24 protein-coding genes are annotated in these 26,449 nt (G+C 69.8%); 12 read left to right on the top strand and 12 right to left on the bottom strand.

Translation table 11 applies throughout. The annotated features are described in order from the left end of the window. Positions 1-10: 10 nt before the first annotated feature. Positions 11-2,827 (top strand): vitamin B12-dependent ribonucleotide reductase, encoded by a 2,817-nt coding sequence (locus WA670_RS25855; protein WP_037809785.1) that lies wholly within the window; start codon positions 11-13, stop codon positions 2,825-2,827. Positions 2,828-2,956: 129 nt separating this feature from the next. On the opposite strand, the gene WA670_RS25850 is transcribed toward WA670_RS25855, so the two are convergent. Beyond that, positions 2,957-3,580 carry a TetR/AcrR family transcriptional regulator gene (locus tag WA670_RS25850; protein WP_442893130.1) on the bottom strand — a complete coding sequence of 208 codons (624 nt, stop codon included), beginning with the start codon at positions 3,578-3,580 and terminating at the stop codon, positions 2,957-2,959. A 130-nt stretch (positions 3,581-3,710) separates the two neighbouring features. Here WA670_RS25850 and WA670_RS25845 point away from each other — a divergent pair, with 130 nt between their 5' ends. Further along, positions 3,711-4,670 carry a quinone oxidoreductase family protein gene (locus tag WA670_RS25845; protein ID WP_336159118.1) on the top strand — a complete coding sequence of 320 codons (960 nt, stop codon included), beginning with the start codon at positions 3,711-3,713 and terminating at the stop codon, positions 4,668-4,670. Between the two features lie 16 nt (positions 4,671-4,686). Here the strand turns inward: WA670_RS25845 and WA670_RS25840 are convergent, their stop codons facing one another. Genes WA670_RS25840 through WA670_RS25830 form a run of 3 tightly spaced genes read right to left on the bottom strand, consistent with a single transcriptional unit; the run spans position 4,687 to position 6,164 of the window. Further along, positions 4,687-5,070, bottom strand: a complete 384-nt coding sequence (locus tag WA670_RS25840) for a tautomerase family protein (protein ID WP_336159117.1) — start codon at positions 5,068-5,070, stop codon at positions 4,687-4,689. Between the two features lie 9 nt (positions 5,071-5,079). Then, positions 5,080-5,601 (bottom strand): DUF4865 family protein, encoded by a 522-nt coding sequence (locus WA670_RS25835; protein WP_238607604.1) that lies wholly within the window; start codon positions 5,599-5,601, stop codon positions 5,080-5,082. Between the two features lie 5 nt (positions 5,602-5,606). Next, a complete protein-coding gene (locus WA670_RS25830; RefSeq protein WP_037809788.1) occupies positions 5,607-6,164 on the bottom strand; it encodes a TetR/AcrR family transcriptional regulator in 558 nt (185 codons plus the stop codon). A gap of 107 nt (positions 6,165-6,271) precedes the next feature. Between WA670_RS25830 and WA670_RS25825 the strand changes: the two genes are divergently transcribed. Then, positions 6,272-6,832, top strand: a complete 561-nt coding sequence (locus WA670_RS25825; RefSeq protein WP_238607603.1) for a hypothetical protein — start codon at positions 6,272-6,274, stop codon at positions 6,830-6,832. Here the strand turns inward: WA670_RS25825 and WA670_RS25820 are convergent. After that, the gene (locus WA670_RS25820) at positions 6,829-8,838 is read right to left on the bottom strand and encodes a prolyl oligopeptidase family serine peptidase (RefSeq protein WP_336159116.1); all 2,010 of its coding nucleotides are present in this window, start codon (positions 8,836-8,838) and stop codon (positions 6,829-6,831) included. The two genes, WA670_RS25825 and WA670_RS25820, sit on opposite strands and share 4 nt — an antisense overlap. 107 nt (positions 8,839-8,945) lie before the next feature. Here WA670_RS25820 and WA670_RS25815 point away from each other — a divergent pair, with 107 nt between their 5' ends. Beyond that, the gene (locus WA670_RS25815) at positions 8,946-9,848 is read left to right on the top strand and encodes a neutral zinc metallopeptidase (protein ID WP_134668620.1); all 903 of its coding nucleotides are present in this window, start codon (positions 8,946-8,948) and stop codon (positions 9,846-9,848) included. Here WA670_RS25815 and WA670_RS25810 read toward each other — a convergent pair. Then, entirely contained in the window at positions 9,841-10,419 is a 579-nt protein-coding gene (locus WA670_RS25810; RefSeq protein WP_336159114.1) for a TIGR03086 family metal-binding protein, read from the bottom strand. The two genes, WA670_RS25815 and WA670_RS25810, sit on opposite strands and share 8 nt — an antisense overlap. A gap of 81 nt (positions 10,420-10,500) precedes the next feature. Between WA670_RS25810 and pdxR the strand changes: the two genes are divergently transcribed. Next, positions 10,501-11,910: a MocR-like pyridoxine biosynthesis transcription factor PdxR gene (gene pdxR, locus WA670_RS25805; RefSeq protein ID WP_336159113.1), complete on the top strand. Its 1,410-nt coding sequence runs from the start codon at positions 10,501-10,503 to the stop codon at positions 11,908-11,910. A gap of 98 nt (positions 11,911-12,008) precedes the next feature. Beyond that, the gene (locus WA670_RS25800; protein WP_037809798.1) at positions 12,009-12,440 is read left to right on the top strand and encodes a CBS domain-containing protein; all 432 of its coding nucleotides are present in this window, start codon (positions 12,009-12,011) and stop codon (positions 12,438-12,440) included. 4 nt (positions 12,441-12,444) lie between these two features. Here the strand turns inward: WA670_RS25800 and WA670_RS25795 are convergent, their stop codons facing one another. Continuing rightward, positions 12,445-13,968, bottom strand: a complete 1,524-nt coding sequence (locus WA670_RS25795; RefSeq protein WP_336159112.1) for a DUF4139 domain-containing protein — start codon at positions 13,966-13,968, stop codon at positions 12,445-12,447. 124 nt (positions 13,969-14,092) lie between these two features. Between WA670_RS25795 and WA670_RS25790 the strand changes: the two genes are divergently transcribed. Next, positions 14,093-15,823 (top strand): Xaa-Pro dipeptidyl-peptidase, encoded by a 1,731-nt coding sequence (locus tag WA670_RS25790; protein WP_442893132.1) that lies wholly within the window; start codon positions 14,093-14,095, stop codon positions 15,821-15,823. Here WA670_RS25790 and WA670_RS25785 read toward each other — a convergent pair. Next, complete coding sequence (locus WA670_RS25785) at positions 15,799-16,440, bottom strand: response regulator (protein ID WP_037810105.1); 642 nt, start codon at positions 16,438-16,440, stop codon at positions 15,799-15,801. The genes WA670_RS25790 and WA670_RS25785 overlap by 25 nt on opposite strands. Continuing rightward, positions 16,437-17,573 carry a sensor histidine kinase gene (locus WA670_RS25780; RefSeq protein ID WP_336159110.1) on the bottom strand — a complete coding sequence of 379 codons (1,137 nt, stop codon included), beginning with the start codon at positions 17,571-17,573 and terminating at the stop codon, positions 16,437-16,439. Before WA670_RS25780 ends, WA670_RS25785 begins: the two co-directional genes overlap by 4 nt. A gap of 91 nt (positions 17,574-17,664) precedes the next feature. Here WA670_RS25780 and WA670_RS25775 point away from each other — a divergent pair, with 91 nt between their 5' ends. Together WA670_RS25775 and WA670_RS25770 are read left to right on the top strand one after the other, a co-directional pair. Next, entirely contained in the window at positions 17,665-18,516 is an 852-nt protein-coding gene (locus tag WA670_RS25775; protein ID WP_275291424.1) for a M23 family metallopeptidase, read from the top strand. Positions 18,517-18,720: 204 nt separating this feature from the next. Further along, a complete protein-coding gene (locus WA670_RS25770; protein ID WP_336159107.1) occupies positions 18,721-19,833 on the top strand; it encodes a DUF4192 domain-containing protein in 1,113 nt (370 codons plus the stop codon). Positions 19,834-20,354: 521 nt separating this feature from the next. On the opposite strand, the gene galE is transcribed toward WA670_RS25770, so the two are convergent. The 3 genes from galE to WA670_RS25755 all read right to left on the bottom strand — a co-directional run bounded on the left by galE (position 20,355) and on the right by WA670_RS25755 (position 23,329). Continuing rightward, positions 20,355-21,335, bottom strand: a complete 981-nt coding sequence (gene galE / locus WA670_RS25765) for a UDP-glucose 4-epimerase GalE (protein ID WP_238607595.1) — start codon at positions 21,333-21,335, stop codon at positions 20,355-20,357. A gap of 90 nt (positions 21,336-21,425) precedes the next feature. Beyond that, positions 21,426-22,610: a galactokinase gene (gene galK, locus WA670_RS25760; RefSeq protein ID WP_134730214.1), complete on the bottom strand. Its 1,185-nt coding sequence runs from the start codon at positions 22,608-22,610 to the stop codon at positions 21,426-21,428. Further along, a complete protein-coding gene (locus WA670_RS25755) occupies positions 22,607-23,329 on the bottom strand; it encodes a metal-dependent transcriptional regulator (RefSeq protein ID WP_078870312.1) in 723 nt (240 codons plus the stop codon). The genes galK and WA670_RS25755 overlap by 4 nt, the downstream gene beginning before the upstream one ends. 109 nt (positions 23,330-23,438) lie before the next feature. Between WA670_RS25755 and WA670_RS25750 the strand changes: the two genes are divergently transcribed. The 3 genes from WA670_RS25750 to WA670_RS25740 all read left to right on the top strand — a co-directional run bounded on the left by WA670_RS25750 (position 23,439) and on the right by WA670_RS25740 (position 26,393). After that, positions 23,439-24,278, top strand: coding sequence for a sulfurtransferase (locus tag WA670_RS25750; RefSeq protein WP_134730212.1), 840 nt, complete (start codon positions 23,439-23,441; stop codon positions 24,276-24,278). Between the two features lie 72 nt (positions 24,279-24,350). After that, complete coding sequence (locus tag WA670_RS25745) at positions 24,351-25,064, top strand: DJ-1/PfpI family protein (protein WP_134730210.1); 714 nt, start codon at positions 24,351-24,353, stop codon at positions 25,062-25,064. A gap of 156 nt (positions 25,065-25,220) precedes the next feature. Next, complete coding sequence (locus WA670_RS25740; RefSeq protein WP_037809812.1) at positions 25,221-26,393, top strand: acetoin utilization protein AcuC; 1,173 nt, start codon at positions 25,221-25,223, stop codon at positions 26,391-26,393. Positions 26,394-26,449: the final 56 nt, after the last annotated feature.

Below are 26,449 nucleotides of genomic sequence, written 5' to 3'. Positions count from 1 at the left end.
ACAGGACCGCATGACCGAAACCGTGGGAACCGGCGCCGCGGCCGGACAGAACAAGAAGCCGAACAAGGGCCTCACCGTCCGGCGGGTCTTCACCACCGAGGGGACCCACCCCTACGACGAGGTCGCGTGGGAGACCCGCGACGTCGTCATGACCAACTGGCGCGACGGCAGCGTCAACTTCGAGCAGCGCGGGGTCGAATTCCCCGAGTTCTGGTCGGTCAACGCGACCAACATCGTCACCAGCAAGTACTTCCGCGGCGCGGTCGGCAGCCCGCAGCGCGAGAGCAGCCTCAAGCAGCTCATCGACCGCGTGGTGCGCACCTACGTGAAGGCCGCCGCCGAGCACGACTACTTCGCCGGTCCGTCCGACCTCGAGATCTTCGAGCACGAGCTCACCTGGATGCTGCTGCACCAGGTCTTCAGCTTCAACTCCCCGGTGTGGTTCAACGTCGGCACGTCCTCGAAGCAGCAGGTGTCCGCCTGCTTCATCCTCGCCGTCGACGACACGATGGAGTCGATCCTCAACTGGTACCGCGAGGAAGGCCTGATCTTCAAGGGCGGTTCCGGCGCGGGCCTCAACCTCTCGCGCATCCGGTCCTCGAAGGAACTGCTCACCTCCGGCGGCACCGCGTCCGGCCCGGTCTCTTTCATGCGCGGAGCCGACGCGTCCGCGGGCACCATCAAGTCCGGCGGGGCGACCCGGCGCGCGGCGAAGATGGTCGTGCTCGACGTCGACCACCCGGACATCGAGGAATTCATCCAGACCAAGGCCCGCGAAGAGGAAAAGATCAAGGTCCTCCGCGACGCCGGGTTCGACATGGACCTCTCCGGCTCCGACATTTCCTCGGTGCAGTACCAGAACGCGAACAACTCGGTCCGCGTGTCCGACGAGTTCATGCACGCCGTCGAGAACGGCACCGACTTCGGCCTGCGCGCCCGCCTCACCGGCGAGGTCATCGACCGCACCGACGCGAAGAAGCTGTTCCGCAGCATGGCGCAGGCGGCGTGGGAATGCGCCGACCCGGGCGTCCAGTACGACAGCACGATCAACGACTGGCACACCTGCCCCGAATCGGGCCGGATCACCGCGTCGAACCCGTGCAGCGAGTACATGCACCTCGACAACTCGAGCTGCAACCTCGCGTCGCTCAACCTGCTGAAGTTCGTGTCCGAGGAGGGCACGTTCGACGCGCCGCTGTTCGCGAAGGCCGTCGAGTTCGTCATCACCGCGATGGACATCTCGATCTGCTTCGCCGACTTCCCGACCGAGCCGATCGCCGACACCACGCGCAAGTTCCGCCAGCTCGGCATCGGCTACGCCAACCTCGGCGCGCTGCTGATGGCGCTGGGCCACGCGTACGACTCCGAGGGCGGCCGCGCGCTCGCTGCCGCGATTACGTCCCTGATGACCGGCGTGTCCTACCGTCGTTCGGCCGAGCTGGCCGGCGTCGTCGGGCCGTACGAGGGCTACGCGCGCAACGCCGAAGCGCACCAGCGCGTCATGCGCAAGCACGCCGCGGCCAACGAGCTCGTCCGCACCTATCACAGCAACGACGCCGCGGTCCGCGCGCTCGCGTCGGAGGAGTGGCAGAAGGGCATCGAGCTCGGCACCCGCAACGGCTGGCGCAACGCGCAGGCCTCGGTGCTCGCGCCCACCGGCACCATCGGCTTCATGATGGACTGCGACACCACGGGCATCGAGCCGGACTTTTCGCTGGTGAAGTTCAAGAAGCTCGTCGGCGGCGGGTCGATGCAGATCGTGAACCAGACCGTGCCGCGCGCGCTGCAGGTGCTGGGCTACCAGGCCGAGCAGGTCGAGGCGATCGTCGAGTACGTCGCGCAGCATGGCCACGTGGTCGACGCGCCGGGCCTGCGTCCCGAGCACTACGAGGTGTTCGACTGCGCGGTCGGCGACCGGTCCATCGCGCCGATGGGCCACGTGCGGATGATGGCCGCGGTGCAGCCGTTCATCTCGGGCGCGATCTCGAAGACGGTCAACATGCCGGAGTCGGCGACCGTCGAGGACGTCGAGGAGATCTACTTCCAGGGCTGGAAACTCGGCCTCAAGGCGCTCGCGATCTACCGCGACAACTGCAAGGTCGGCCAGCCGCTGTCGACGGGGAAGAAGAAGGAAGCCGCGGCGGAGACCGAGCCGGAGAAGGTTGTCGAATACCGCCCGGTGCGCCGCCGCCTGCCGAAGAAGCGCCCGAGCCAGACGGTGTCGTTCACCGTTGGCGGCGCCGAGGGCTACCTGCACGCGGGCTCGTATCCGGACGACGGCCTCGGCGAGATCTTCGTGAAGCTCGGCAAGCAGGGTTCCACGCTGTCCGGCGTGATGGACGCCTTCTCGATGTCCATCTCGGTCGGCCTGCAGCACGGCATCCCGCTCGAGTTCTACGTCTCGAAGTTCTCGAACCTGCGCTTCGAACCGGCAGGCATGACCGACGACCCGGACATCCGGATCGCCACGAGCGTCATGGACTACCTGTTCCGCCGCCTGGCGCTCGACTACCTGCCGTACGAAAAGCGCGCGCAGCTGGGCATTTTCACCGCGGACGAGCGCTCGGCCGAGGTCGAGGCGAACTACGGCGGCCAGAGCCTCGACATCGACGCGCTGCGCAGCAGTGTCGACGCGTCGCCAGCCCGCACCGAAGAGTCCACAACGGACACTTCGGGACGTGACGCGCACAGCACCGCCGAGCTGATGGAACTGCACCTCGGCAAGGCCGCGGACGCACCGCTCTGCATGACCTGCGGCACGAAGATGCGGCCTGCGGGATCGTGCTACGCCTGCGAGGGCTGCGGGGCGACGTCCGGCTGCAGCTGATCGGTCGTTGAGAAAGGGGGGCGCGGCAATGCCGCGCCCCCCTTTCTCGATTGAAGGTCCGCCTCGGTAAACGCGAGCGCCTCGCTCAGTGCGCACAAAAGGCGTCAGCGCAGAACGGGGGAGTGCCGTTCAGAGTTCTGCTTGCGTGTCATGGGGATTCAGGCCGAGCAGCGGCAGCCACACCCGGTCCACGATCTCGACGATCGTCGCGTCCGGCACCGCGCCCATGGTCATCAGCATGTCGTGGCGCACCAGGTCGAAGGGCAGGTTCACCACGCGTTCGGACCGCGGCGCCTCGGTCAGCTCACCGCGCTCGACAGCGCGGTCGACAAGCGTCGCGAAGGGCGGTTGGTCCGCGAGCCGGAGACGGCTGCGCAGGTCGCCGAAGCTGGTGCCGGTTTCGCGGAAGTAGTCCGCCAGCTGAATGCGCAGGAGGATCACCAGGCGGGACCGCTCGGCGTTGACCGCGCGCAGGACGGCGAGGGCGTCCTGGCGGAGGCTGCCGGTGTCGGGAAGGTCGAGGGGACGCCAGTGCCGGGCGAGAGTGGCGATGAGAAGGTCTTCGCGCTGCGGCCAGCGCCGGTAGAGCACCGGTTTGCTGGTTCCCGCCCGCGCGGCGACGGTCTCGTAGGTGAAGCCGTGGTAGCCCTGCTCGACCAGCACCTCCCAGGCGGCGTCGAGGAGCGCGTTTTCCAGGGCAGCGCCCCTGCGCCGGGTGGGAGTGCCCTCCGTGCGCCGTTGCTCGCTCACCACTGCCCTCCGGACGGTCGCGTTCAGCCGGTCGGTTAGACCCGCTTGCGTATCTTAACGGGCGGTCGTACGCTCGAGCTATAAGATACGAGACCGTTTCTAAACGGTGGTCGACCGCGCAAGGGGAGTCCGCATGTCCATGATCAACGCCGCACTGGTGGAGTCCTTCGACGAACCGCCGCGTTTCCGTTCCATCCCCGCTCCCGAGGCTGCTTCCGGCCAGGAGACGGTGGACGTCCTCGCCGTCGGCGTGCACCCCGCCACCCGCGGCATCGCTGCTGGCAAGCACTACACGAGTCCCGAGACTCTGCCCGCGCTGGCCGGTGCGGACGCCGTCGTCCGCCGGCCTGACGGCAGTCTCGGCTACGTCATGCTCATGGGCGCCGGCACGCTGGCCGAGCGGATCGCCATCGATCCGGCCTCCGCCATCCCCGTCCCGGACGGCACTGATCCCGCACTCCTCGCTGCCACCATGAACCCCGCGCTGTCCTCGTGGGGTGCGCTGCGCACCCGCGTTCCGTTCGAGGCCGGGCAGTCGGTTCTCGTGCACGGCGCGACCGGCAACGCGGGCTCGACGGCCGTCAAGGTCGCCAAGCACCTCGGCGCGGGGCGAGTGGTCGCCGCCGGACGCAACCGCGCTCGTCTCGACGAACTCGCGGACCAGGGTGCGGACGCAGTGGTTCAGCTCGTGCCCGACGAGGACGCCACGGCGGCCGCGCTAGCCGAGGCCGCCGCGGAGGTCGACGTGGTCCTGGACTACGTGTGGGGGCCGCCGACCGAACTCGCCATGCGTGCCGTCCTCGGAGCGCGTACCCAGCACACCCGCCTGCTCGACTGGGTGCAGATCGGGGGCATGGGCGGAGACTCGATCATCCTGTCCGGGCACGCCTTGCGCTCCAACGCGTGCCGGATCCTGGGCAGCGGCTTCGGCGCGGTGGACCCGCAGGTCATGCACCGGGAGTTCACCGAACTCGTCGCCGCGATCGCCGCGGGCGGCATGGCGGTGCGCCCGCGGGTGTTCCCGCTCGACCAGGTCGAAGCTGCCTGGGCGCACCGGGACGAGCCGGGCGAGCGCACCGTCATCCTGTTGTGACCCGCGCTGGGCGGCCTCAAGACAGCATCTGTGCGACACCCTCGCCGAACGACCAGTCCATCTCGTGGTTTTCCGTGAGGCTGAAAAACACGTTCCGCGGTTCGATCCCCGTCGCTTCGGCGATGAGTTCGGTCGCTCGCCGGTACAACGCGGTTTTCTGTTCGTTGGTGCGGCCGGCGCGCATTGTGATGGCGATGTACACGATGTCGTCGTCGCGCTGGACGCCGAAATAGCCTGGGTCGTAACGCAATCGGCCCGGGGCGTGGCTGTTCAGGATCTGGAACCGGTCGTCGGCGGGGACGTCGATGGTTTCGGTCATCGCCTGGTGCACGGCTTCGCCGATGGCGGGGAGACGGTCGGCGTTCGGTTCGGACAGCACGTCGATGCGGACGAGCGGCATGGGGACCTCTCAGCTCAGCTGGTCGATTTCGGGGCGGGACAGGTGAAGCACCCGGTACTGGACGTCGCTGTCCTCGTCCGGGATGGTGGTCCAGAGGGTGAAGCGCACGGTTTCCCAGCGCTGCGGGTCGATGGCCAGTGCGGTGGTGTGCACGGCTGGGTTTTGGGACAGCTGCGCGAGTTCGACTAATTCGCGGTCGATGTCTTCCGAAAACTGCCCTACGCGTTTAGTCGCGAACTCCGGGGCGGTCGCGCGCGCTGGGCCGGGAAGACAGCGCGCGCCGGTCCAATGGTGCACTGGCGGTCGGCCGAAGTCTTGGACTATGCCGTCGAATCCGCCGCCTCCCCAAAGGAATCGGCTCATTCCGGCGGTGTCGGCCCACAGGTAGAACGGCGCGTACTGGTTGTCGCGCACCAGATACGCCTTGAGTCCCAAGCCGGGGAACGCGTCAGTGCGGTGGCCTCGGGTCGCGACTCGGTGCTCGATGTCGTATCCAGCGGGCAAATCGATCTCGTACTGCATGGCGTACATCGACGTCACCGCCGCTCGAGGAGTGCGAGCGCGCCGCGGATCGCTTGGTCGAACGGCTCGACCGTCCCGGACGACCGGGCGAGGACGTACCCGCCCTGCAGCACCGCGACCAGCGTGGTTGCCGTTGCCGCTGGGTCGAGGTCGCTCGGCAGTTCGCCGTTCGCGATGCCCTCGGCGAGCACTTCGGCGAGACGACCGCGCAGCCAGTCGAACGTTTCCTCCAGCGGCGCACGCAATTCCGGGTTCGTGACGATCTCGGGGTCCAGCGCCAGCCGTCCGACCGGGCAGCCGCGCAGGACGTCCCGTTCGCGCAGCAGGTAAGCCGAAACGCGTTCGACCGCCGTCGTGCCCTGGGCGAACGCTGCCTCGGCGGAGGCGCGCAGGTCGTCGGCGTTCTGCCGGATCGCGGCGAGCGCCAGGTCGGCCTTGCCGGTGAAGTGGTGGTACATGCTGCCCTGCCCGGCCCCGGCGCGCTGCTGGATCGCCTTCGGGCTGGTGCCGACGTACCCCCGCTCCCACAGCAGGTCCTGAGTGCTCGCGATGAGCTGGTCTCTCGTGGACATAAGCTCACCGTACATACTAGTAGGTACAGAGACAAGACCGGGTGCGAGCTCTCCCCCCACTGAATCTCCACATTCTCCCCGCGGCACCGGCACATCCGGGCGGCAGCATGGCCGCCGTGGACTGGAGTGCGGTGTTCGAGGCGGAGGCGCGGCGACGGAAGGTCCGGCCGCGGCCGGTGTGGGGGAGCGTGGTTCCGCTGGATCCGGTGGTGGCGCGCAGCGTCCGGAGGTTCCGGCACCCGCCGGACGAGCTGAGGCTTCTCGAAACCGCAAGCCAGTCAGCGAAAAGCGACGTGATGAGCCAGCTGATCTCCGACGTGCTCGCGCTCGGCTACTACAGCGCGTTGCGGGACGGCACCCGCGACCCGGTCACCGTGGAGGTCGCCGCCCGGGTGTTCGCCGGGGTGGAACGGCGGCTCAGCTATCACGTGGACCTGTTGCGGCGGCAAAGAATCTCAGCGAGTGCGAGATGGCGAGCCAAAGCGATTCTGGAAACCGGCGGCGTGTTAGTCGGCCACGGGCGCGCGCTGCGGCGGCTCGGCGTGCCGTGGCTGGCGTTCGTCACCGACGCCTGGGCGCGGTTCGAGCGGGCGCTCGCGGAAGTCCGCAGAGGACCGTCGATCCGCCCGGGGCCGCGCGTGCGGGCGCGGCCCCGGGGGCTGGTCTAGGAAAGCTTCGACCAGAGGAATTCGTACGCGACCGCTGAACGGAACGCGAGTTGTTCGTTGTCCGCCGCCGCTCCGTGGCCGCCTTCGATGTTCTCGAAGTACTCCACGTCGTGGCCCTGTTCTTGCATCCGCGCGAACATCTTGCGCGCGTGCCCAGGGTGCACGCGGTCGTCGCGGGTAGAGGTGACGAAGAGGATCGGCGGATACTGGCCGTCCGCGGAAACGTTCTGGTACGGCGAGTATTTCGAGATGTACTCCCACTCCTCCGGGACGTCCGGGTCGCCCCATTCAGCCATCCACGACGCACCGGCCAGCAGCAGGTGGTAGCGCTTCAGGTCGAGCAGCGGCACCTGGCACACGATCGCGCCGAACAGTTCCGGGTAACGGGTGAGCATGACGCCCATGAGCAGCCCGCCGTTGCTGCCGCCCTGGATGCCGAGCCGTTCCTTCGTCGTGATGCCCCGCGAGACGAGATCGCGCGCGACCGCGGCGAAGTCCTGGAATGCCTTGTACCGGTTCTCCTTCACCGCCTGCATGTGCCATTCCGGGCCGTATTCGCCGCCGCCGCGGATGTTCGCGACCACGTACGTTCCGCCGCGCGACAGCCAGGACCGGCCGACGACCCCGCCGTACGAAGGGGTCAGCGAAACCTCGAAACCGCCGTACCCGTACAGCAGCGTCGGGCCGTTTTCCGCGCCCGGCGGGCGGACGACGAAGTACGGGATCTTCGTGCCGTCGTCCGAGGTCGCGAAGTACTGGCTGACCTCGATCCCGGCCGCGTCGAAGAACGCGGGCGCCTGCTTCAGCACCTCGACGTCGCCGCCGACGACGCCGCGGGTGAGCGTGGACGGCTGGACGTAGCTGGAGGAATCCACCAGGTACTCGTCGTCGACGTCCGGTTCGGTGTCGACGATCTGCGCGCTGCCGAATTCCGGCGCGCCGCCCAGTTCCGCTTCGGCCCAGCCGTCCGGGCCGGGCGTCAGCACGCGCAGCTCCGACTTGACGTCGTGCAGCGTCGCGAGCAGCAGGTGGTTGCGGGTCCACGTGTAGTAGTCCAGCGACGTGTGCGCGTCCGGGGTGAACAATGCGGTGAACTCGCGGTCGCCCGATTTGAACGCCTCGTAGCCGATCGCGAGCAGCGTGCCCGCGGGGTGTTCGGCGCCGCCGACGGTCCACGCGCTGCGCGGGTGCACGAGCAGCCATTCGCGGTGCGTGGACACCTCGACGTCCTCGGGCAGGTCCAGTTTGGCCAGCCCGGACGGGGTCCGCTCGAAGTACTCGGTGCGGTAGAAATCGATCGCCCGGCGCACGAAATCGCGTTCGAAACCCTCGGTCGGGTCGTGGTACGCCATCACCGCGACGTCGTCCGGCTTGCCCTCGGCGACGAGCACCGCGTCCTCGATCGGGGTGCCGCGCCGCCATTCCTTCACCAGCCGCGGATAGCCGGACGTGGTGAGCGAGCCCGGGCCGAAGTCCGTCCCGATGTACACCCGGTCGGCGTCGATCCACCCGATCCGGTGCTTCGCCTCGGGCAGGGTGTAGCCGTTCTCCACGAACTCGTGCGCGTCGAGGTCGAACTCGCGGACGACGGTCGCGTCCGCGCCGCCCCTCGACAGCTGGACCAGGCCGAGCCGGTGCCCGGGACGCAGCACCGCGGCGCCCTTCCAGACCCAGTTCTCGTCCTCGGCCGCGGCGAGCGCGTCGACGTCGAGCAGGATCTCCCAGTCCGGTTCGGCCGTGCGGTACTGCTCCAGCGTGGTGCGCCGCCACAGCCCGCGCGGGTGGTCGGCGTCCTGCCAGAAGTTGTAATAGTGCGTCCCCCGGCGCGCGACGTACGGGATCCGCCCGCCCGCGTCGAGCACCTCGCGGATCGAGTCCCGCAGCTGCCCGAACCTCTCGCTCGCGGTGAGCGCGTCGAGCGTCTCCGCGTTGCGCGAACGGACCCATTCGAGCGCCTCGTCGCCCGTCACGTCTTCAAGCCACAGGTACGGATCTTCGACAGTCATAGCGTCCAGTCTCGCTGCCGCTCGCGGATCCGGCCAGGATCCCGGCGTTCCCGTTTCGTGATCCAGGCCCGCGCGCGGTCTCCGTATGCTGGTCGGGAGGGGGAGGAATGACGTACTACGCCGGAGGCCCGTGGCCTCCCGCAGCACCGCAGCCGCCGCCGCGCCGGAAGGCGGGCAAAGCGCTGGGCGCCGTGGCGGCGGTGGCCATCGTCGCGGTCACGCTCGCGCTCATGGCCGTGGTGCCGCACGAGGTGTCCGGGCACGCGATCGCGGCCCCGGACGCCGATGCGATGCCGGACCGCCAGGACGCCAAACCGGTGCGCAAGCTCAGCGGCAACCCGCTGCTGGCCGAGGGCGTCGCGCTCGGCCCGGTGTCGTGCGACCTGCCGGACCTGAGCCGGGACCCGGAGCAGCTCAAGACGTTCTACACCGCGCTCGTGGGCTGCCTGAAGCAGGCGTGGCAGCCCGCGCTGGACAAAGCGGACGAGCCGAACCTGCCGGTCAAGGTGTCGGTCACCCTGCCGAAGACCAGTGCGTGCGGCAGCGCGCCGTCCCGGGACGAGGCGGTCGCGTACTACTGCGGCGGCGACGCCACGATCTACGCGCCCACCGAGTGGATGCTGTCGGACGCCGGGCTGAGCCGAGCCCGCCATCTGGCGACGCTCGCGCACGAGTACGGCCATCACGTGCAGCGAGAGAGCGGCATCCTCGACGCGGCGAGCACGGAGATGGGTTCGCCCGAACCGAGCAGCGACGCGGACAAGGCGGTCGTGCGCCGGATCGAGCTCCAGGCGAACTGTTTCGGCGCGTTGTTCCTCAACGCCGCGGCGGACCGCGGGTCGATCAGCCGGGCCACCGCGAACGCCGCCGTCGCCGACTACGGCCGCGCCGACGACAGCGGCGACCACGGCACCCGCGCGAACCAGCTGGCCTGGGCGAAGGCCGGCTACACCGGAGCCGGCCCTGCTGCCTGCGACACCTGGTCGGCCCCGGCGGACAAGGTCAGCTGACGCGCCACTGCGGGTCGCGGCCCAGCCGGCCCAGGAACTGGTTCAGTTCGCTTTCGCCGGTGTCGACGGGCACCACCGGCGCGAAGGCTCCGCGTTCGACGCGTTCCTTCGGGTCGGTCGGGATCATGAGCGCGGATTTCCACACGGCGTGCACTGCGTCCGGCACCGGGTGGTACGCGACGCCGAGGGTCTTGGCGAGGTCCCAGCCGTGCGCGACGGTGTCGACGAGGTGCATACCCATCGCGACTGTGCCCGGGAAGGTGCCGAAGGTGTTGATGGCGATCTCTCGTTCCGCGACGTCGGCTTCTCCGTACGCAGCGAGGTAGTCGGTCACCGAAGCTGCGTACGCGGCGTACGGGTCTTCGCCGAGCTGACCGCTGTCCCAGTCCTTCGCGGAGCCGTTGCGCGCTGCTTCGGCGAAGGCGTGGTTTTCGCTGATTTGGTGGCGCAGCAGGTCGGCGAGCGTCCAGCCGGCGCACGGGGTAGGCCGGTCGAGGTCCGCCGCGGTGATCTTCGAGACGATCGGGTCGAGAACGAGCAGGGACTGCCGGTCGAGGTCGAACGTGGTCATAGGCTCACGCTAACCGCCAGATCGGTCCAGGAAGAGAGCCAAAACCGGGCCAACTGCGGTGGACCAATCTAGGCTGGACGCGTGGACCTGCACCTGGACCTGTCCGGCGCTCGCGGCCATCGCGACGAGATCTACCGCCAGATCCGCGAAGCGGTGCTCGACGGGCGGCTGCGCGACGGCGACGTGCTGCCGCCGACCCGGGAACTGGCACGCCAGCTGGCGGTTTCGCGCACCACCGTCACCGCGGCGTACGAACGCCTCACCGCGGAAGGATTCCTCGCCGGCCGAGTCGGCGCAGGTACCTACGTGCGCGCCGGTGCCGCGCCGCGGCCCGCCGAACCGACCGGGTTCGCCGAGGGCGTCCAACCGCGTCCAGAGTGGACAGACGTGCCCGCGCCGCCGAAAGCGTTCACGAACCCGCCGGAGTTCGATTTCCGTGCCGGAGTACCGGATGTGCGGCTGTTTCCGTTCGACACCTGGCGTCGGCTGACGACCCAGGCGTTGCGCAGCTCCCACGCCGAACTGATGACTTACGGCGAACCCCAGGGCGATCCCCGGCTGCGCACCGAACTCGCGCGGCACCTCGCGGTGTCCCGGAACGTTCGCGTGCGCCCGGAGCACCTGGTGATCACTTCGGGCGCGCAACAGACGATCGACCTCGTCGCCCGCGTCCTCTTGCGACCCGGCGACCTGGCTGCCGTCGAGGATCCCGGCTACCCGCCGCCGCGCCTGCTGCTGGGCACGCTCGGAGTGCGTGTCGCGCCGGTTCCGGTGGACGACGAGGGCCTCGTGGTCGACGCGATCCCGCGGGGCACTCGACTGGTGCACGTGACGCCGTCGCACCAGTACCCGCTCGGTGTCGCGATGTCGCCGTCTCGCCGACGAGAGCTGCTCGATTGGGCCGAGGACAACAGCGCAGTCGTGGTCGAGGACGACTACGACACCGAGTTCCGCTACTCCGGGCGACCGCTGGAACCGTTGCACAGCTTGGATTCTCACGGCCGGGTGGTTTACGTCGGCTCGTTCTCGAAAGTCCTGTCGCCCGCGCTGCGACTGGGTTTTCTCGCCGCGCCGCCCGCTCTGGCGGAAGCGATCGTGAAGGCGAAATACCTCGCCGACTGGCATTCCCCGGGCATCGAACAAGCGGTGGTCGCGGCGTTCATCGCGGAAGGCGGGTTCGCCCGGCACGTCCGCCGGATGCGCGGCATCTACCGCGCCCGCCACGACCTCCTCGTCGACCGCCTCCGGGCGGAATTCGCCGACGTGCTGGAGCCGGTTCCCGCGTCAGCGGGTCTGCACCTGAGCGCGTCGGCGGACCGGGATCTGCGCGGCTTCGCGCGGAAGGCGTCCGGGGCGGGCGTGCGGCTGTTTTCGCTCGGCGATTTCTCCGTGGCGTCGCGGCGGCACGGGCTGCTGTTCGGCTACGGCGCGATCGCGGCGGAGGAGATCGGACCCGGTCTCGCCCGGTTGCGCCGGGTGTTCGACGGCTGAGCCCGTTACCACGAACGGACGCGTCCCGCTGGACTTTCGCAGTCGGCACCGGGGCCCTAACCTGATGTGACCCGACTCACCGAGGAGAGGGCATCGCCATGCGGATTGCGGATGTGCTTCAGCGCAAGGGCGCGACGGTCGCCACTGTGTCGCCGGGGACGACGGTCGCCGAGCTGCTGGCGGGACTCGCCCGGCACAACGTCGGCGCGATGGTCGTCGTGGACGCCGAGGGCGGGATCGCCGGGATCGTGTCCGAACGCGACGTCGTGCGCAAGCTCAACGACCACGGGCCGGCCGTCCTGCAAGGGCCGGTCGCGGACATCATGACCACCATGGTCGCCAGCTGCACCCCGGACGATCCGGTGGACCAGCTCAGCGTCGTGATGACCGAACGGCGGATCCGGCACGTGCCGGTGCTCGACGGCGGGCGCCTCGCCGGCATCGTGAGCATCGGCGACGTGGTGAAGATCCGGATGGAGCAGCTGGAACAGAGCCAGGAACAGCTGGAGGCCTACATCTCGCAGGGCTGAGCGCTCACTCGCGCCAGCCGCTGAGTTCGACGCCCTTCGCGACGTCCACCCGGTAGCCGAGCGAGACCGTCGCGGACGCCCCGGGCGCGATCGTGAGCCGCCAGGTGAACTGGCCCAGCTCGGTGCGCTCGACCGGCTCCGGGCTGAGCCGCAGGTCCCGCACAGTGATCGCGTCGTCCCGCGAGACCGGGGCCTGGTCCAGCACGGCCACCACGGCTTCGCGGGGGCTGTGGTTGGTCACCGTCGTCTGGTAATCGGCTTCGCGGCGGCGTTGCGCGGAGAACGTCGCCTTGCTGGCGCTGCGCTTCACCAGTTCGCGTTCGACGCGGATCCGGTCGTCGACGCCCAGCGCGAGTTCGCGTTCCTCGCCAGGAGCCCACAGTTCCAGCTGCGTGCTGCCGACGAATTCGGCTTCGTGGAACACCGCGGCGCGACCGGCGCGGAGCGTGTGCTCGCCGGTGTTGACCACCTTCGCGCGCAGATAAGCCTCCTCGGCCTGCGTCGGCGCGGTGACATAGTCCAGTTCCGCGGTGAAGTCCAGCTGCGCGAGCGTCGTCCGGTGACCTTGCGCGCCGGACGGGATCGCGACCGGACGGGCGGGCCGGAAGGTGACCGCGGTGGCGCCTTGCTCGACTTCGGAGAGGTGCGCGGCGAAGCCGTCCCGACCAGCGGGTGCGGCACCGCCGTAGGCCGCCATCGCGGCGGGTGCGGGCGGCACCATCGAGCGCCGTTCCGGCTGCTGCCGATCCAGGTACCAGGGCTGGAGTTCCGGGATCACGACGGTGTTCGCCGGGCGCGCGGTGGACAGCGTCAGCTCGCACTCCGGCCAGTCCTCGCCGGTGTGCTGGCTGACCAGCCCGTACGAGGTGACGGTGACGTCGGTGCCGCGCACCCGCACGTCGTACCCGGGTTCCCAGCGTGCGCCGGGGACCACATAGGACAGTTCGATTTCCGCGGTGGCAGGGGATTCCAGCTCCACCACGATGGTCGAACTGTCCTGTTCGGACTGTGCGCTGCGAGTTTCGATCTGGCGGTCTAGCGCGGCGAGGTCTTCGCGCAGCCGTTCCAGCCTCGTGGCGAGCGCGCGACGTTCCTTGAGCGCTGCGGCTAATTGCGTGCTGAGCGCTTCGCTCACTTCCTGGACACGCCCCGGTTCCGCGTCGCCGCCAGCCAACGCCTTCGCGAAGCTTGCTCCGCTGCGTCGCGAGACGCCCGTCAACAGGTCGACGCGCGTCGCCGCTGCGCTTTCGTCGTCCGCAACCTCGTCGACAGTCGCTTGGTCTGCGCGACGCTGCTCCACGAGCGCGCGCAGCGTTGGGTCTGCAGGCGCGGCGTGTTGCGCGTACGCGACATCGACGCCCGTGACCAACGCGTCGCCCGCGCCGCTGACGCGCACTGAAGCAGCGTCGAGCGACAGGGGGAGACCCGTGATCTCTACGCGGGGCCCGTCGGCCGGAGTGACTTGACAGCGGCGGGTGACGCGCGCGTGCTGCGGATAGACCGTGACCGTGACTATCGGTGCGTCCATGGCTCCGACGTTAGTCGGTTGACGCGAGTTGCGGTTGACGGAACTCTCAACTTGCTCGCCTGCTTCGTCCAGCTTGGGGGTTCTGGTGGGAGTTGCCGCTCGGGTCGCTGCCGTTTTCGTCGCAGTGGCCACGTTGTCCGTGCCCGCGGTCGCTGAAGCTGCTTCGCCGCCAGCGCCGGTTTTCACCGACGGCCAGGCGCAGCCGGTCTTCGATCCGGCTGACGTCATCCGCGAAGACGTCTGGGTCACCGCGCCCGTCGACAGTGACCACGACGGCAAGCCTGACCTCGTACACGCGCAAGTGGTGCGTCCGCGCGCCACGGAGCGGGGCATGAAGGTGCCGGTCGTGTACGAAGCGAGCCCGTACTTCGCGGGCGGCAACGACGTACCCAACCACAACGTCGACACCGAGCTGTACGTGCCGGGTCCGCACGTCGCGGCACCGATCGGCTGGAGCTACCAGAACTACTTCACCGCGCGCGGATTCGCTGTCGTGTACGGCGAATCCCTCGGCACCGGGCTGTCCACCGGCTGCCCGACGACGGGCGACGTGAACGAGACGATCGGCGCGCGTTCGGTGGTCGACTGGCTGAACGGCCGCGCTGCCGCGCACAACCAGGCCGGAGCGCCCGTCGCGGCGAACTGGAGCACCGGGAAGACCGGCATGATGGGCGTGTCGTACAACGGCACGCTGCCCAACGCGGTGGCCAGCACCGGCGTCGAAGGGCTCGAGACGATCGTGCCGATCGCCGCCATTTCGAGCTGGTACGGCTATTACCGCAACGCCGGCGCGGTCGTGGCCCCCGGCGGCTACCAGGGCGAGGACACGGACGTGCTCGCCGGCTACGTCTACTCGCGCGCTGACCAGCAGGTCTGCCGTCCGGTGCTCGACGGGCTCACCGCCGCGCAGGACCGGCTGACGGGGGACTACAGCAAGTTCTGGGACGTCCGGAACTACCGCAACGACGTCGGCAAGGTGCACGCGTCGGTGCTCGCGGTGCACGGGCTGAACGACTGGAACGTGAAGACCGAACAGGTCGCCACCTGGTACGAAGCGTTGAAGAAGCACGGCGTCGAGCACAAGATCTGGCTGCACCAGTCCGGCCACGCGGACCCGATTTCGCTGCGCCGCGACGTCTGGCTCACGACGCTGAACAAGTGGATGTCGCACTACCTCTACGGGGTCGACAACGGCATCGAACGCGAGCCGAAGGCGACCATTCAGCGCGAGGACAAGTCGTGGGTCGACGAGGCCGATTGGCCCGCGCCGGGCACTTCCGACGTCGAGCTGCACCCGTGGCCGGGCGGACGTTCGACCGGGGCACTCGACCGGCAGCCTGTGCCCGGCCGTCCGACCGTCGAAACGCTGGCCGACGACGCGAGCAAGAAGATCGAACAGCTCGCCGACGCGGCGTCGTCCGCGAACCGCTTGCGCTACCGCACTTCCGCGACCACGGAGCCGGTCCGGTTGTCCGGCACCGCGAAGGCCGAGCTTCGGCTGTCGTTCGATCGTCCGGCCGCGAATGTCACCGCGGTGCTGCTGGACCGCGCGCCGGACGGCACCTCCCACGTGATCAGCCGCGGCTGGACGGATCCGCAGAACCGGATCAGTCCGTCGGTCACCTCGCCGATCACCCCCGGACAGCGGTACCGCATCGAGGTTTCGCTGATGCCGAAGGACTACATCGTGGCTGCCGGACACCGTCTGGAGTTCGTGCTGGCGTCCAGCGATCACGACTTCACGCTGCGGCCGCAGCCGGGTGCCGGGCTGTCGCTGGATCTGACCGGGACGACGGTGACGTTGCCGATCGTCGGCGGGAAGAAGGCGTTCTACTCGGCGATCCCGGCGCGGTAGGCGAAGGCGACGGCCTGCGCGCGGTCGCGCAGGCCTGCCTTGGAGAACAGGTGGTTGACGTGCGTCTTCACCGTCGCCTCGCTGACCACGAGGGTGCGCGCGATCTCCGTGTTCGACAGGCCGGCCGCGATCAGCCGCAACACCTCGACCTCGCGCGCGGTGAGGCCTTCCAGCTCCTTCGTGCGCACCGGCGCGCGGCTCGTCGCGGCGGCTACCAGCCGTTGCTGGAGCGCGCCGTCCACAGTGGACTGACCAGCCGCCGCTGAGCGGAGAGCGCGGGCGATCGCTTCGGCGTCGGCGTCTTTGGTGAGGAACCCGCGCGCGCCGGCTTTGAGCGCGGCGAGCAGGGAGTCGTCGTCGGCGTACGTGGTGAGGACGACGACTTCGGTCTTCGGATGCTGCGCGCGCACCAGTTCAGTCGTCTCGACGCCGTCGCGGTGCGGCATGCGCAGGTCGACGAGCAGTACGTCCGGCTGATGCTCGGCGACCAGCTCGAGAGCCTGTACGCCGTCTACGGCCGCGCCTACCACCTCGATGCCGGGCAGCAGCCCGAGGAGCGTGACGAGGCCTTCGCGCACTACAGCCTGATCGTCGGCCAGCACTACGCGCAGCGTCACGCTGGCACCGTCAGCTGAATCCGCCATCCGTCCTCCCCAGGGCCGCATTCGAGCTTCCCGTTCAACAGCGCGACCCGTTCGCCCATGCCTCGCAAACCGTATCCCGGCGACGGCGGCTCCGGCGGACGGCGGCCCTGGTGGTCGATGATCGTTAAGTCGACTTCTTCGTTCTTGAAGACCACCGTGACGTCTACAGCGGGACCTGCGGCATGTTTGCGCGAGTTGGCGAGGGCTTCCTGTACGGCGCGTACGAGCGTCGTGCCGACAGCTGCGTCCAGCTCGCGGGGCTCGCCTTCGACCACGAGGTCGGCGCGAGAGCCGGTGTCGAGCCTGTACGCGGCGACAAGGTCCGAGACCGAGCGCTCGACGGGTACGGCGTCTTCGCGCAGCGCAGCGACAGCCTTGCGTGCTTCGGCGAGACCGTCGGTTGCCAGCTTCTGCGCGCGTTCTATCTGCGCGAGAGACTCTTCGCTCGCACCGTCGCGAACCATCATCAGGCGTGCGCCCTGGAGGTTGAGCGCGAGACCGGCGAGCGAGTGCGCGAGGACGTCGTGCAACTCGCGAGCGATGCGCGTGCGTTCGGCGAGGGCGGCCGCGCGGGCGTGCTCCTCGCTGGCGGTCTGGGCCCTGGCGAGGGCGAGCTCGGTCTGTTCCAGCCGTTCCGCGCGACTCCGGCGGTTGGCGGCGAGCAGCACCATCACGACGAGGATCGCGAAGAGCGCGACAGCGTTCAGCCAGTCGAGGTCGTAGACGATCGACCAGGTGAGGATCGTCGCCGAAGCCGCGGCGAGCGAGATCGCCGCCGCGATCCGGCCGGAGACGCGCAGGGCGTAGAAGGTCGCGCCGAACATCGTCGTCGAGGTCCAGCTGCCCGGCTGCAGGATCCAGAGCGCGCCCGCCCCCGCGACGACGGCGATCATGGTCGCGGGCATCAGCCAGCGCGGCCGCGACTCGCGGGTGAGCCAGAGCGCCGGGACGGACAGGACGAGGACCAGCCCGATCAGCGGCCACGACCAGGGGCGCGCGTTCGGGATCGCGAACAGGGCCGGCACGGCGAGCACGCCCCAGCGCACCCAGTCGGCGCCCTCGAACCGCCGCCGCGCCTTCGCGAGCGAGGCCGCCGGTGTGCCCATGGGCCCTCCCGAGTCGTCTTGTACGGAAAATGTACTGGCTCGGGCTTGGCTGGAGGCGCTCGGACATTTCCCCCACCAGGAGGTACGCCCCATGTCCAGATTGAGACGGTTCGCGGCGGTCGCGGCCGCGGTGGCCTTGCCCGCGTGCGGCCTGACGCTCGCCGCCCAGTCGACGGCGTCCGCGGCCCCCAACTTCCAGGTGCCGTTCAAATGCGGCGTCACGGTCACCGCGGCGACCTTCAGCGGCCACAACCCGGCCAACTCGGTCGACTTCCAGAAGTCCGGCATCACCGGCATGCCGGTCCTCGCGGCCGCGCCGGGGACGGTCACCCGCGTCGCGAACGAGGGCAGCACCAGTTACGGCCGCTGGATCGAACTGGACCACGGCGGCGGCTGGCGGACCCGGTACGCGCACCTGTCCGAGCAGGAAGTCTCGGTGGGCCAGAGGGTCGGGCAGGGCAAGGAGATCGGCAAAGCGGGCGCGACCGGCGGCGTGACCGGCCCGCACTTGCATTTCGAGGAGAACTTGAACGGCGTGACGCAGAAGGCCGTGCTGAACGGCGTCGCGGTGCCGTACTACGGCAAGAAGGACTTCACGAGCAAGAACGGCTGCGGCGGCAACCCGTACTCGGCGACGCAGGTGTGCGGGTCGGGCTTCTCGGTGATCGACCAGCAGGCGCTGGGGACGGCGGGCACCGCGTACCTGCTGTACAACTCGTCCTCCAAAGAGAACTGCGTGACGACCCTGAAGGCGGTCTCCCTCGGGACGGCCAGCCCGGTTTCGGCGTTCCTGGAGGTGAAGGGCTCGACCAGGGCGACGGATTCCGGGAACTTCACCTACTACGCGGGCCCGGTGAAGAAGAGCGCCGGTTCGACCTGCGTCAGGTGGGGCGGTTCGGTCGGCTCGTCCGCGTACGAGAGCCCGTTCGAACACTGCGGCTGAGTTTCCTCTGCCGATGCTGCCGGAGCCCTGATCGGCTCCGGCAGCATTTTTGTCTATTGTGGACAGTGCCTGGCTATGCACACAGCACCGACAATTTCCCTCGGTCCTCTTCACTCGGGACCTGGTTGTCCACAACTGCCTGCTGTGGTCCACAGATTTGCCTTGCCGGCCCCGATTCGCTTGTGCGCGGCGCAGAGTGGAGGCGTGACCACCTCGACGCCGCCCGGCATCTCCCGGGCCACCCTCAGCAACCCGGCCGACCTCATCGCCTCGCTCCCGTACCTCCTCGGATTCCGTCCGGCTGATTCCCTTGTGCTGCTGGGCCACCGCGTCCCCGGCACGACGATCGGCCTGATGGTGCGCGCCGACCTCCCGCCGCGAGAACTCCAAGCACAGCAGGCGGATGCGCTGATCCCGCGCTTCGACGACCCCGAGCACAACGGCGTCACCGCCGTCATCGTCGGCGGTTCAGCAGATGAAAACGGCCCACCCCACCAGACGCTCGCGGCCGAACTGGAACGCGGCCTGGCGCGGCACAACCTCCGCCTGTTCCACGCACTGTGGACCCCCGAGATCGAACCCGGCGCGCCATGGTTGTGCTACCGGGACCCGGACTGCGGCGGTGTGCTGCCAGATCCGCAAGAAACCGTCCTCGCCGCCGCGACCACCGAGGCTGGTTTCGTCATCTTCCGCAGCCGCGAAGAACTGGCCGCGGTGCTGGAACCCCGCTTCCCGGAAGCGATCGCCCGCCGCGCCGACTTGCTGGCGGCGTCCCCAGAACCGTTGTGCGGCCAAGACATGTCAGCGAGCGATGTCCTGGACGCCGCGGTAACCGAACTCCGCGCCGCATTCCTCCGCCAACGTCACGGCGAAGGACCTCCCGACGACGACCAAGCCGTCCGGCTCGCCCACGCGCTGATGCTCATCCCGATCCGCGACGCCTGCATGGCCCTCGCGGTCCCGCCGCACACGTCGCTGACCCGCGAGGCGGAGGAGGTATGGCTGACCCTGGTCCGCGAACTGCCCCCGCCGCACCGAGCCGAAGCCGCACTGCATCTCGGCTATACCGCCTTGATGCGCGGGGAAGGCGCACTAGCCGGGATGGCACTGGCGAACGCCGTGGAAGCCGACCCGGAACATCTGGTGGCGCAGCTGCTGCAGACTGCCTGGAACATCGGCACGGACCCAGCGAAACTGACCGGCCTAGCCGACTTCAGCACGGTGGCCGATCTCGGTCTGACCCCGCCGCCGGAGCCGGGGAGCGCTGAGGATCCTGGCCAGGGGCGAAGATCGGGGCCGCCACGGGGGATGAGATGACGGATGCCGGAGCTGTATTTCCTCGCCAGAGAGGGGTGAGTCATGGTTTCACCGCCACGGTGACGGGATGAGGCTTCCTGGCAGTGCGCCGGAATGGCTTCGGGTGAGCCGGACTGCGTGGTGTTCGCTGCGTGTGGTGCGGGGCGGCGGTCGGATGCAGGCGAAACCTCACCATGCCCGGTGAAAGCGCTTGAGTCGTCTTCCGTTTGGCGTTCCATCGCGCGGACCAGCGGTCGCATGGGATCCGAACTCCGCCATCCGTGGTGGGTGCCCGCGGCGGATTCCGCCTGGCCCCGTTACGCGGTGCGGAACCTTGCTGCTCGTGATGGAAGCGGGCGAGCCGAATTCCGTCCGCGTCGCTCACCGTTGCCGTCGCGCCGATAAGTCCTAAGTGGACTTTCGGCGTCCGGCGTCAGTGTGCCCGAACAACACTCGCCGCAACGATGCCGGGGCGGGGATCCATCCGAATCCCCGACCCGCACCGAAAAGCACACCCGGCCCGCAGCGGCCGGAAACCGCCGTCAGGACTGACGCGACCGGGTGAACTGCCAAGCGTCCGACACGATCCCGTCGAGATCCGTCAGCTTGGGCGTCCACCCGAGTTCGCCGTTGGCCTTGTCGCTCGACGCGACCAGCACCGACGGGTCGCCGGCGCGGCGCGGGGCCACCACGGCGGGGATCGCGTGCCCGGTGACCCGGCGGCAGGCTTCCACGACCTCCAGCACCGAGAACCCGGTGCCGCTGCCGAGGTTGTAGATGCGGTGCTCGCCGGCGGCGGCGTGGCGCAGGGCGAGGAGGTGGGCGTCGGCGAGGTCGACCACGTGGATGTAGTCGCGGACGGCCGTTTTGTCCGGCGTCGGGTAGTCGTCGCCGTAGATGGAGATGTGCTCGCGGTCGCCGGTCGCGACCTGGAGGACGAGAGGGATGAGATGGGTTTCGGTGGTGTGCCGTTCGCCGAACGCGCCGTACGCGCCGGCGACGTTGAAGTAGCGCAGGCTGACCGCGGCGAGGCCGTGTGCGCGGGCGAAGCTGGTGATCGCGTGGTCGATGGCGAGCTTCGACGCGCCGTAGGTGTTGGTCGGCTGCGTCGGGGCCGTTTCCGGGATCGGCGAGACGTCAGGCTCGCCGTAGGTCGCCGCGGTGGAGGAGAACACCAGTCGCGGCGTGCCGTGCTTCTTCATCGCCTCCAGCAGTCGCAGCGACGTCACCACGTTGCCTTCCCAGTACTTCGCCGGGTCGGCCATAGACTCGCCCACCAGCGACTTCGCGGCGAAGTGCAGGACGCCGTCGAAACCTTCGCCGAGCAGGTCGGCGGCGACCTCGGCGGCGTCGCCCTCGACGAAGCGCGCCTGCGGGTGCACCGCGTCCGCGTGCCCGGTCGACAGGTCGTCCACGACGGTGACCTGGTGACCCGCTTCGATGAGGCGGGCGGCGCACACGCTGCCCACGTACCCCGCGCCGCCCGTCACGATGAGCTTCAGGGGGCTTTGCTGGTCCGTCACGTCAAGGCCTTTCTGCTGAGGGGTGGCGACTCTGCGGCACAGTCTCCCCTCAGAGCGACGCGACGGACCCTCCGGGGGTTGCTCCGGAAATCAGGTTTCGTCGCGGCCCGCGCCGCGCGACGGCACCGCCGTGAACATCCGCGGGCGGCGGAACCCGGCCTGCTCGCAGGCGGTTTCGACCGCGGTGCGCACTCCGTCCAGATCCTCGTCGCGGACCAGCGCGATCGCCGAGCCGCCGAACCCGCCCCCGGTCATCCGTGCGCCCAGCGCACCGGCCGAGCGGGCCGAATCGACCACGAGGTCCAGTTCCGGCGTCGAGATGCGGTAGTCGTCGCGCATGCTCACGTGCGAGGCGTCGAGGTGCGGCCCGATCTCGGCGAGCTTCTTCTCGCGCAGCAACGCGACCACGTCGAGCACCCGCTGATTCTCGGTGACCACGTGGCGCACCAGCGGAACCAGGTCCTCGGGAAGCTGCGCGAGGGCCTCGTCGAGCCCGTCGAGCGCGACGTCGCGCAGGGCCTTCACGCCGAGCAGTTCCGCCGCGCGCTCGGTTCCGCTCCGCCGTGCGCCGTAGCCGCCGTCGGTGTGGGAGTGCTTGGTGCGGGTGTCCATGATCAGCACCCGGAGCCCGGCCTCGCCGAGCGGGAACGGCACCTGCTCCATCTCGCCCGAGCGGACGTCGAGGAACAGCACCCGCGACTCCTCGCAGCACAGCGACGCCGTCTGGTCGAGCAGCCCGGTGGGCGCGCCGACGAAGTCGTTTTCCGACCGCTGCACCCAGCGCGCGATCTCGGGTCGTGCGGGAGTGCCCGCTCCGCCGTCTTCGAGTTCCACCCCGGCCACGCCCAGCAGGGCCAGCGAAACCGCGCATTCCAGCGCGTGAGAGGAGGAAAGCCCCGCCCCGGACGGCACGTCGCCCGCGATGACCAGGTCGGCGCCGCCCGCGTAGCCCTGGTCGCGCAGCACCCACGCCACCCCGGCGGGGTACGCGGCCCATCCGTCGACCGAACCCGGTTCGAGCGCGGCGATGTCGTGCGGCCCGGAGTGCTGCAGCTGCCCGTCGTCGCCGAGGGTGGCGACCCGGAGCTTGCCGTCCTCGCGCGGGGCCGCGGCCGCGGCCAGCCGGTGCGGGAGGGCGAAGGGCAGCACGAAACCGTCGTTGTAGTCGGTGTGCTCGCCGATCAGGTTCACCCGGCCGGGCGCGGACCACACGCCTGCCGGGGCCCGCCCGTGGACTTCCTGGAACGCGCGCGCCGCGTCGGCAGCCGGGGTCACTTGGCGAGCGCCAGCACGGCGTGCAGCGCCGCGGTGGACACCTGAGCCGTGGTTTCGGTGCCCTTGACCTCGACGGTGACGCTGCCGCCGACGGCCTTGCCGACCGTGACGAGGCCGCCGGGCACGATCCCGACCGTCCGCAGCTCGGTGAGCAGCGACTCGTCCAGCTGCACGTGCTCGGCGATGCGGCGGATCTCCACCTCGCCGCCGCCGGTGCGGGCGAACTCGTCGAGGCGCACCAGGCCGTCCTCGGCGCGCGGCGCGGGATCGCCGTCGCCGAGCTTGTCGAGGCCGGGGATCGGGTTGCCGTACGGCGACGTGGTCGGGTGGTCGAGCAGCTTCACCAGCTTGCGCTCGACGGCCTCGCTCATCACGTGCTCCCAGCGGCACGCCTCGTTGTGCACGTGCTCCCACTCGAGCCCGATGACGTCGACGAGGAGGCGCTCGGCGAGCCGGTGCTTGCGCATGACCGCGACGGCGAGGTCGTGGCCGTGGTCGGTGAGCTGCAGGTGCCGGTCGTCCGCGACGACGACCAGCCCGTCGCGCTCCATCCTGGCCACGGTCTGGCTCACGGTGGGCCCGCTCTGCTGCAGGCGCTCCGCGATCCGGGCCCGCAGCGGGACGACACCTTCCTCTTCGAGCTCGTAGATGGTACGCAGGTACATCTCGGTGGTGTCGATGAGATCGTTCACGCTGTCCCCTTCGTCCGCGTAGCTCATCGTAGTCGTTGGCCCCGACAGCGACGGCCCGCCTCGGCGTAACGGCCCGGCCCCGGCGAAAAGTCCTGCCCTGATGCGCGAACCGCGTCCGGACCAGCAGGATGGGGGCATGCGACCGTTGATTTCGCCCGCTGAGCTCGCCGCGTTCCCCGACCGAGACCGTCCTGTCGTGCTGGACGTCCGCTGGCGGCTCGGCGGACCGCCGGGAGCCGAGTCTTACCAGGAGGGACACGTGCCCGGGGCGGTGTTCGCCGACCTCGACACGGCGCTGGCCGCGCCGCCCGGCGAGGGCGGCCGCCACCCGCTGCCCGATCCGGCGGTGCTGCAGCGTGAGCTGCGGAAAGCCGGGGTCCGGGCCGGGCGTCCGGTGGTCGTCTACGACGACGCCGACGGTTCGGTCGCCGCGCGCGCCTGGTGGCTGCTGCGCTGGGTCGGCCATCCGGAGGTCGCGGTGCTCGACGGCGGTTACGCAGCGTGGCTGGCCGAGGGGCGGGAAGTGACGACCGAAGTGCCTTCGCCGGAGCCGGGCGACATCGAGGTCCGGCCGGGCGCGATGCCGGTCCTGTCGGCGGACGACGCGGCGGCGCTCGCTCGCGAAGGCGTGCTGTTCGACGCGCGGGCGCACGTCCGCTACACCGGCGATACCGAGCCCGTCGACCCGCGTGCCGGGCACATCCCCGGTGCGGTCAGCGCGCCGTCGTCCGAGCACGCCGGTGCGGACGGGCGTTGGAAGTCGCCGTCCGAGCTTGCCGAGCGGTTCGCGTCGCTGGGCTTGGCCGACGGGGTCCCGGTCGGCGCCTACTGCGGTTCGGGCGTCACGGCGTCGTCGGTGGTGCTCGCGCTGGAGGTCGCCGGGCATCCGGAGCCGGCCGCGCTGTACGCGGGGTCGTGGTCGCACTGGTCGCGCGATCCGGAGCGTCCCGCGGCCACCGGTCCAGAACGCGGCTGACTCCGCCGGAACTTTCCGCGCCGTGCACCGACTTCTCGTCCGGAAGGCTTTTCCAGGCGAGAGGCGGCGTTCATGGAGCGGAGAACATTCCTGCGCGGGTCGGCGGCAGCCGGAGCGGCGATGGCTGCGTTGCCGGCCGAGGCTGCGGCGACGACCGGGGCAACGGCCGAGCGTCGACCGTTGCGGGTCCAGGTCGTGCTGTTCGACGGCGTCGAGGAGCAGGACTTCGCCGGTCCGTACGAGGTGTTCTCCGCAGCGGGCATGCACGCGAAGCGCGGCACGGACGTGTCATACGTGCGCGTGGACGGGCCGGGCGTCGTGCGCGCGGCGTACGGGACGAAGGTCGAGGTCGAGCGCGGCTGGTCACCGCAGGACGCCGACGTCATCGTCGTGCCGGGCGGCGGTTACGGGAAGCGGAAAGGCCCGGGCATCTGGGCGGAGATCGACCGCAAGGTGCTGCCAGACGCGCTCGCGGCCGCGCCGCGCAAAGGGCTGACGCTCGCGTCGCTCTGCACTGGCACCCTGCTGCTCGGCGCGGCCGGACTGGTGCGCGGCCGCCCGTGCACGACACACCACGGCGCGGTCGACACGCTCGTTCAGCAGGGCGGCGTGCTCAAGAAAGCCCGCGTGGTCGACGACGGAGACGTGGTCACCTCGGGTGGCATCACGAGCGGGCTGGACCTGGCCCTGTGGCTGGTGAAACGAGAACTCGGCTCCGACGCGGCGGCCGGGCTGGAGGAGATGCTCGAATACGAAGCACGCGGCGTCGTCTGGACGCGCGGCTGAAACCTGCCTGGCCGCGAAATCCGGCTTAGGGCATGACGCGCAGCCGAGGCTGTCTTGCTGCGTAACTCGGGGAGGCGATGCGGAGTGACGCGCGGGTGAGTCCTGCCCCGCCGCGAAACCCGGCTCGGGGCGTGGCGGGGAAGTACAGTGCGAAGCATGTCGTCGCCTGCAGTTGTCTGGGATCCGTCGCTGCTGAAGTACGACCTGGGCGGGCAGCATCCGTTCAACCCCGTCCGGCTCGACCTCACCGTGCGGCTCGCTACTGAGCTGGGCGTGCTCGACGGCGTCGAACTGCTCGTGCCCACCGCCGCGGGCGACGAGGAACTGCTCCGCGTGCACGCACCCGAGTACCTGGCCGCCGTGCGGGAAGCGCCGGATGTCGGGTGGGACGTCGGGCACGGGCTCGGCACCGACGACAATCCCGTGTTCCCCGGGATGCACGACGCGACCGCGCTGGTCGTCGGCTCGACGCTGCTCGCCGCGCGCAAGATCGCCGACGGCGAGGTGCGGCGGGCGGTCAACATCGCGGGCGGGCTGCACCATGCGATGCGCGATCACGCGTCCGGTTTCTGCATTTACAACGACTGCGCGATCGCCATCTCGTGGCTGCTCGACCACGGCTTCGACCGCATCGCGTACGTCGACACCGACGTGCACCACGGCGACGGTGTCCAGGCCGCGTTTTACGACGACCCGCGCGTCCTCACCGTTTCGATGCACCAACACCCGTTCACGCTCTGGCCCGGCACCGGCTACTCCGCCGAGGTCGGCAAGGGCAAGGCAGCGGGCACCGCGGTGAACGTCCCGCTGCCGCCGCATACGCAGGATCCCGGGTGGCTGCGGGCGTTCGACGCGGTGGTTCCGGCTGTGCTGCAGGAGTTCCAGCCGCAGCTGCTGGTCACCCAGTGCGGGGTGGACTCGCACGAGGAAGACCCGATGGCCGACATGTCCCTGTCGGTAGACGGCCACCGCACCATCTACTCCACGCTGCGCGACCTGGCCGAACGCTATGCGAACGGCCGCTGGCTCGCCGTCGGCGGCGGGGGATACCAGCTGATCCGCGTCGTGCCGCGCTCGTGGACGCACCTGATGGCGACCGTGCTGGACCGCGACGTCCCGCCGGAAACGCCACTGCCGCCCGGCTGGGTCTCGACGGTCCGCCGCGCCGCCCCGGCCGCCGACCTCCCCGCCGCGATGACCGACGGCAAGGACACCGCCTTCAAACCGTGGGGCGACGACGCGGACGACCCGGTGGACATCGCGATCCGCGACACCCGCCGCGCGATCTTCCCGCTGCACGGCCTCGACCCGGACGATCCGAGGGACTGACCATGCCCGACCAACCTCGCCGCCCCGGCCCCGGCAACCCCGGCCCGGGCGACCCC

This window comes from Amycolatopsis sp. VC5-11, assembly GCF_037034185.1.
Lineage (GTDB): Bacteria > Actinomycetota > Actinomycetes > Mycobacteriales > Pseudonocardiaceae > Amycolatopsis > Amycolatopsis nivea.
The sequence above is the reverse complement of the archived record's forward strand: the minus strand, read 5'-3'. Positions and strand labels throughout refer to the sequence as shown.

Excerpts from the sequence above, each read along its gene's own strand:
- WA670_RS25740 (WP_037809812.1), top strand. The coding sequence starts at position 25,221 with ATGTCGTCGCCTGCAGTTGTCTGGGATCCGTCGCTGCTGAAGTACGAC.
- WA670_RS25855 (WP_037809785.1), top strand. The coding sequence starts at position 11 with ATGACCGAAACCGTGGGAACCGGCGCCGCGGCCGGACAGAACAAGAAG.
- WA670_RS25840 (WP_336159117.1), bottom strand. The coding sequence starts at position 5,070 with ATGCCGCTCGTCCGCATCGACGTGCTGTCCGAACCGAACGCCGACCGT.
- WA670_RS25845 (WP_336159118.1), top strand. The coding sequence starts at position 3,711 with ATGTCCATGATCAACGCCGCACTGGTGGAGTCCTTCGACGAACCGCCG.
- WA670_RS25755 (WP_078870312.1), bottom strand. The coding sequence starts at position 23,329 with ATGAGCTACGCGGACGAAGGGGACAGCGTGAACGATCTCATCGACACC.
- WA670_RS25835 (WP_238607604.1), bottom strand. The coding sequence starts at position 5,601 with ATGTACGCCATGCAGTACGAGATCGATTTGCCCGCTGGATACGACATC.
- WA670_RS25815 (WP_134668620.1), top strand. The coding sequence starts at position 8,946 with ATGACGTACTACGCCGGAGGCCCGTGGCCTCCCGCAGCACCGCAGCCG.
- WA670_RS25830 (WP_037809788.1), bottom strand. The coding sequence starts at position 6,164 with ATGTCCACGAGAGACCAGCTCATCGCGAGCACTCAGGACCTGCTGTGG.
- WA670_RS25745 (WP_134730210.1), top strand. The coding sequence starts at position 24,351 with ATGGAGCGGAGAACATTCCTGCGCGGGTCGGCGGCAGCCGGAGCGGCG.
- WA670_RS25800 (WP_037809798.1), top strand. The coding sequence starts at position 12,009 with ATGCGGATTGCGGATGTGCTTCAGCGCAAGGGCGCGACGGTCGCCACT.
- WA670_RS25825 (WP_238607603.1), top strand. The coding sequence starts at position 6,272 with ATGGCCGCCGTGGACTGGAGTGCGGTGTTCGAGGCGGAGGCGCGGCGA.
- WA670_RS25810 (WP_336159114.1), bottom strand. The coding sequence starts at position 10,419 with ATGACCACGTTCGACCTCGACCGGCAGTCCCTGCTCGTTCTCGACCCG.
- WA670_RS25750 (WP_134730212.1), top strand. The coding sequence starts at position 23,439 with ATGCGACCGTTGATTTCGCCCGCTGAGCTCGCCGCGTTCCCCGACCGA.
- WA670_RS25795 (WP_336159112.1), bottom strand. The coding sequence starts at position 13,968 with ATGGACGCACCGATAGTCACGGTCACGGTCTATCCGCAGCACGCGCGC.
- WA670_RS25775 (WP_275291424.1), top strand. The coding sequence starts at position 17,665 with ATGTCCAGATTGAGACGGTTCGCGGCGGTCGCGGCCGCGGTGGCCTTG.
- WA670_RS25780 (WP_336159110.1), bottom strand. The coding sequence starts at position 17,573 with ATGGGCACACCGGCGGCCTCGCTCGCGAAGGCGCGGCGGCGGTTCGAG.
- WA670_RS25820 (WP_336159116.1), bottom strand. The coding sequence starts at position 8,838 with ATGACTGTCGAAGATCCGTACCTGTGGCTTGAAGACGTGACGGGCGAC.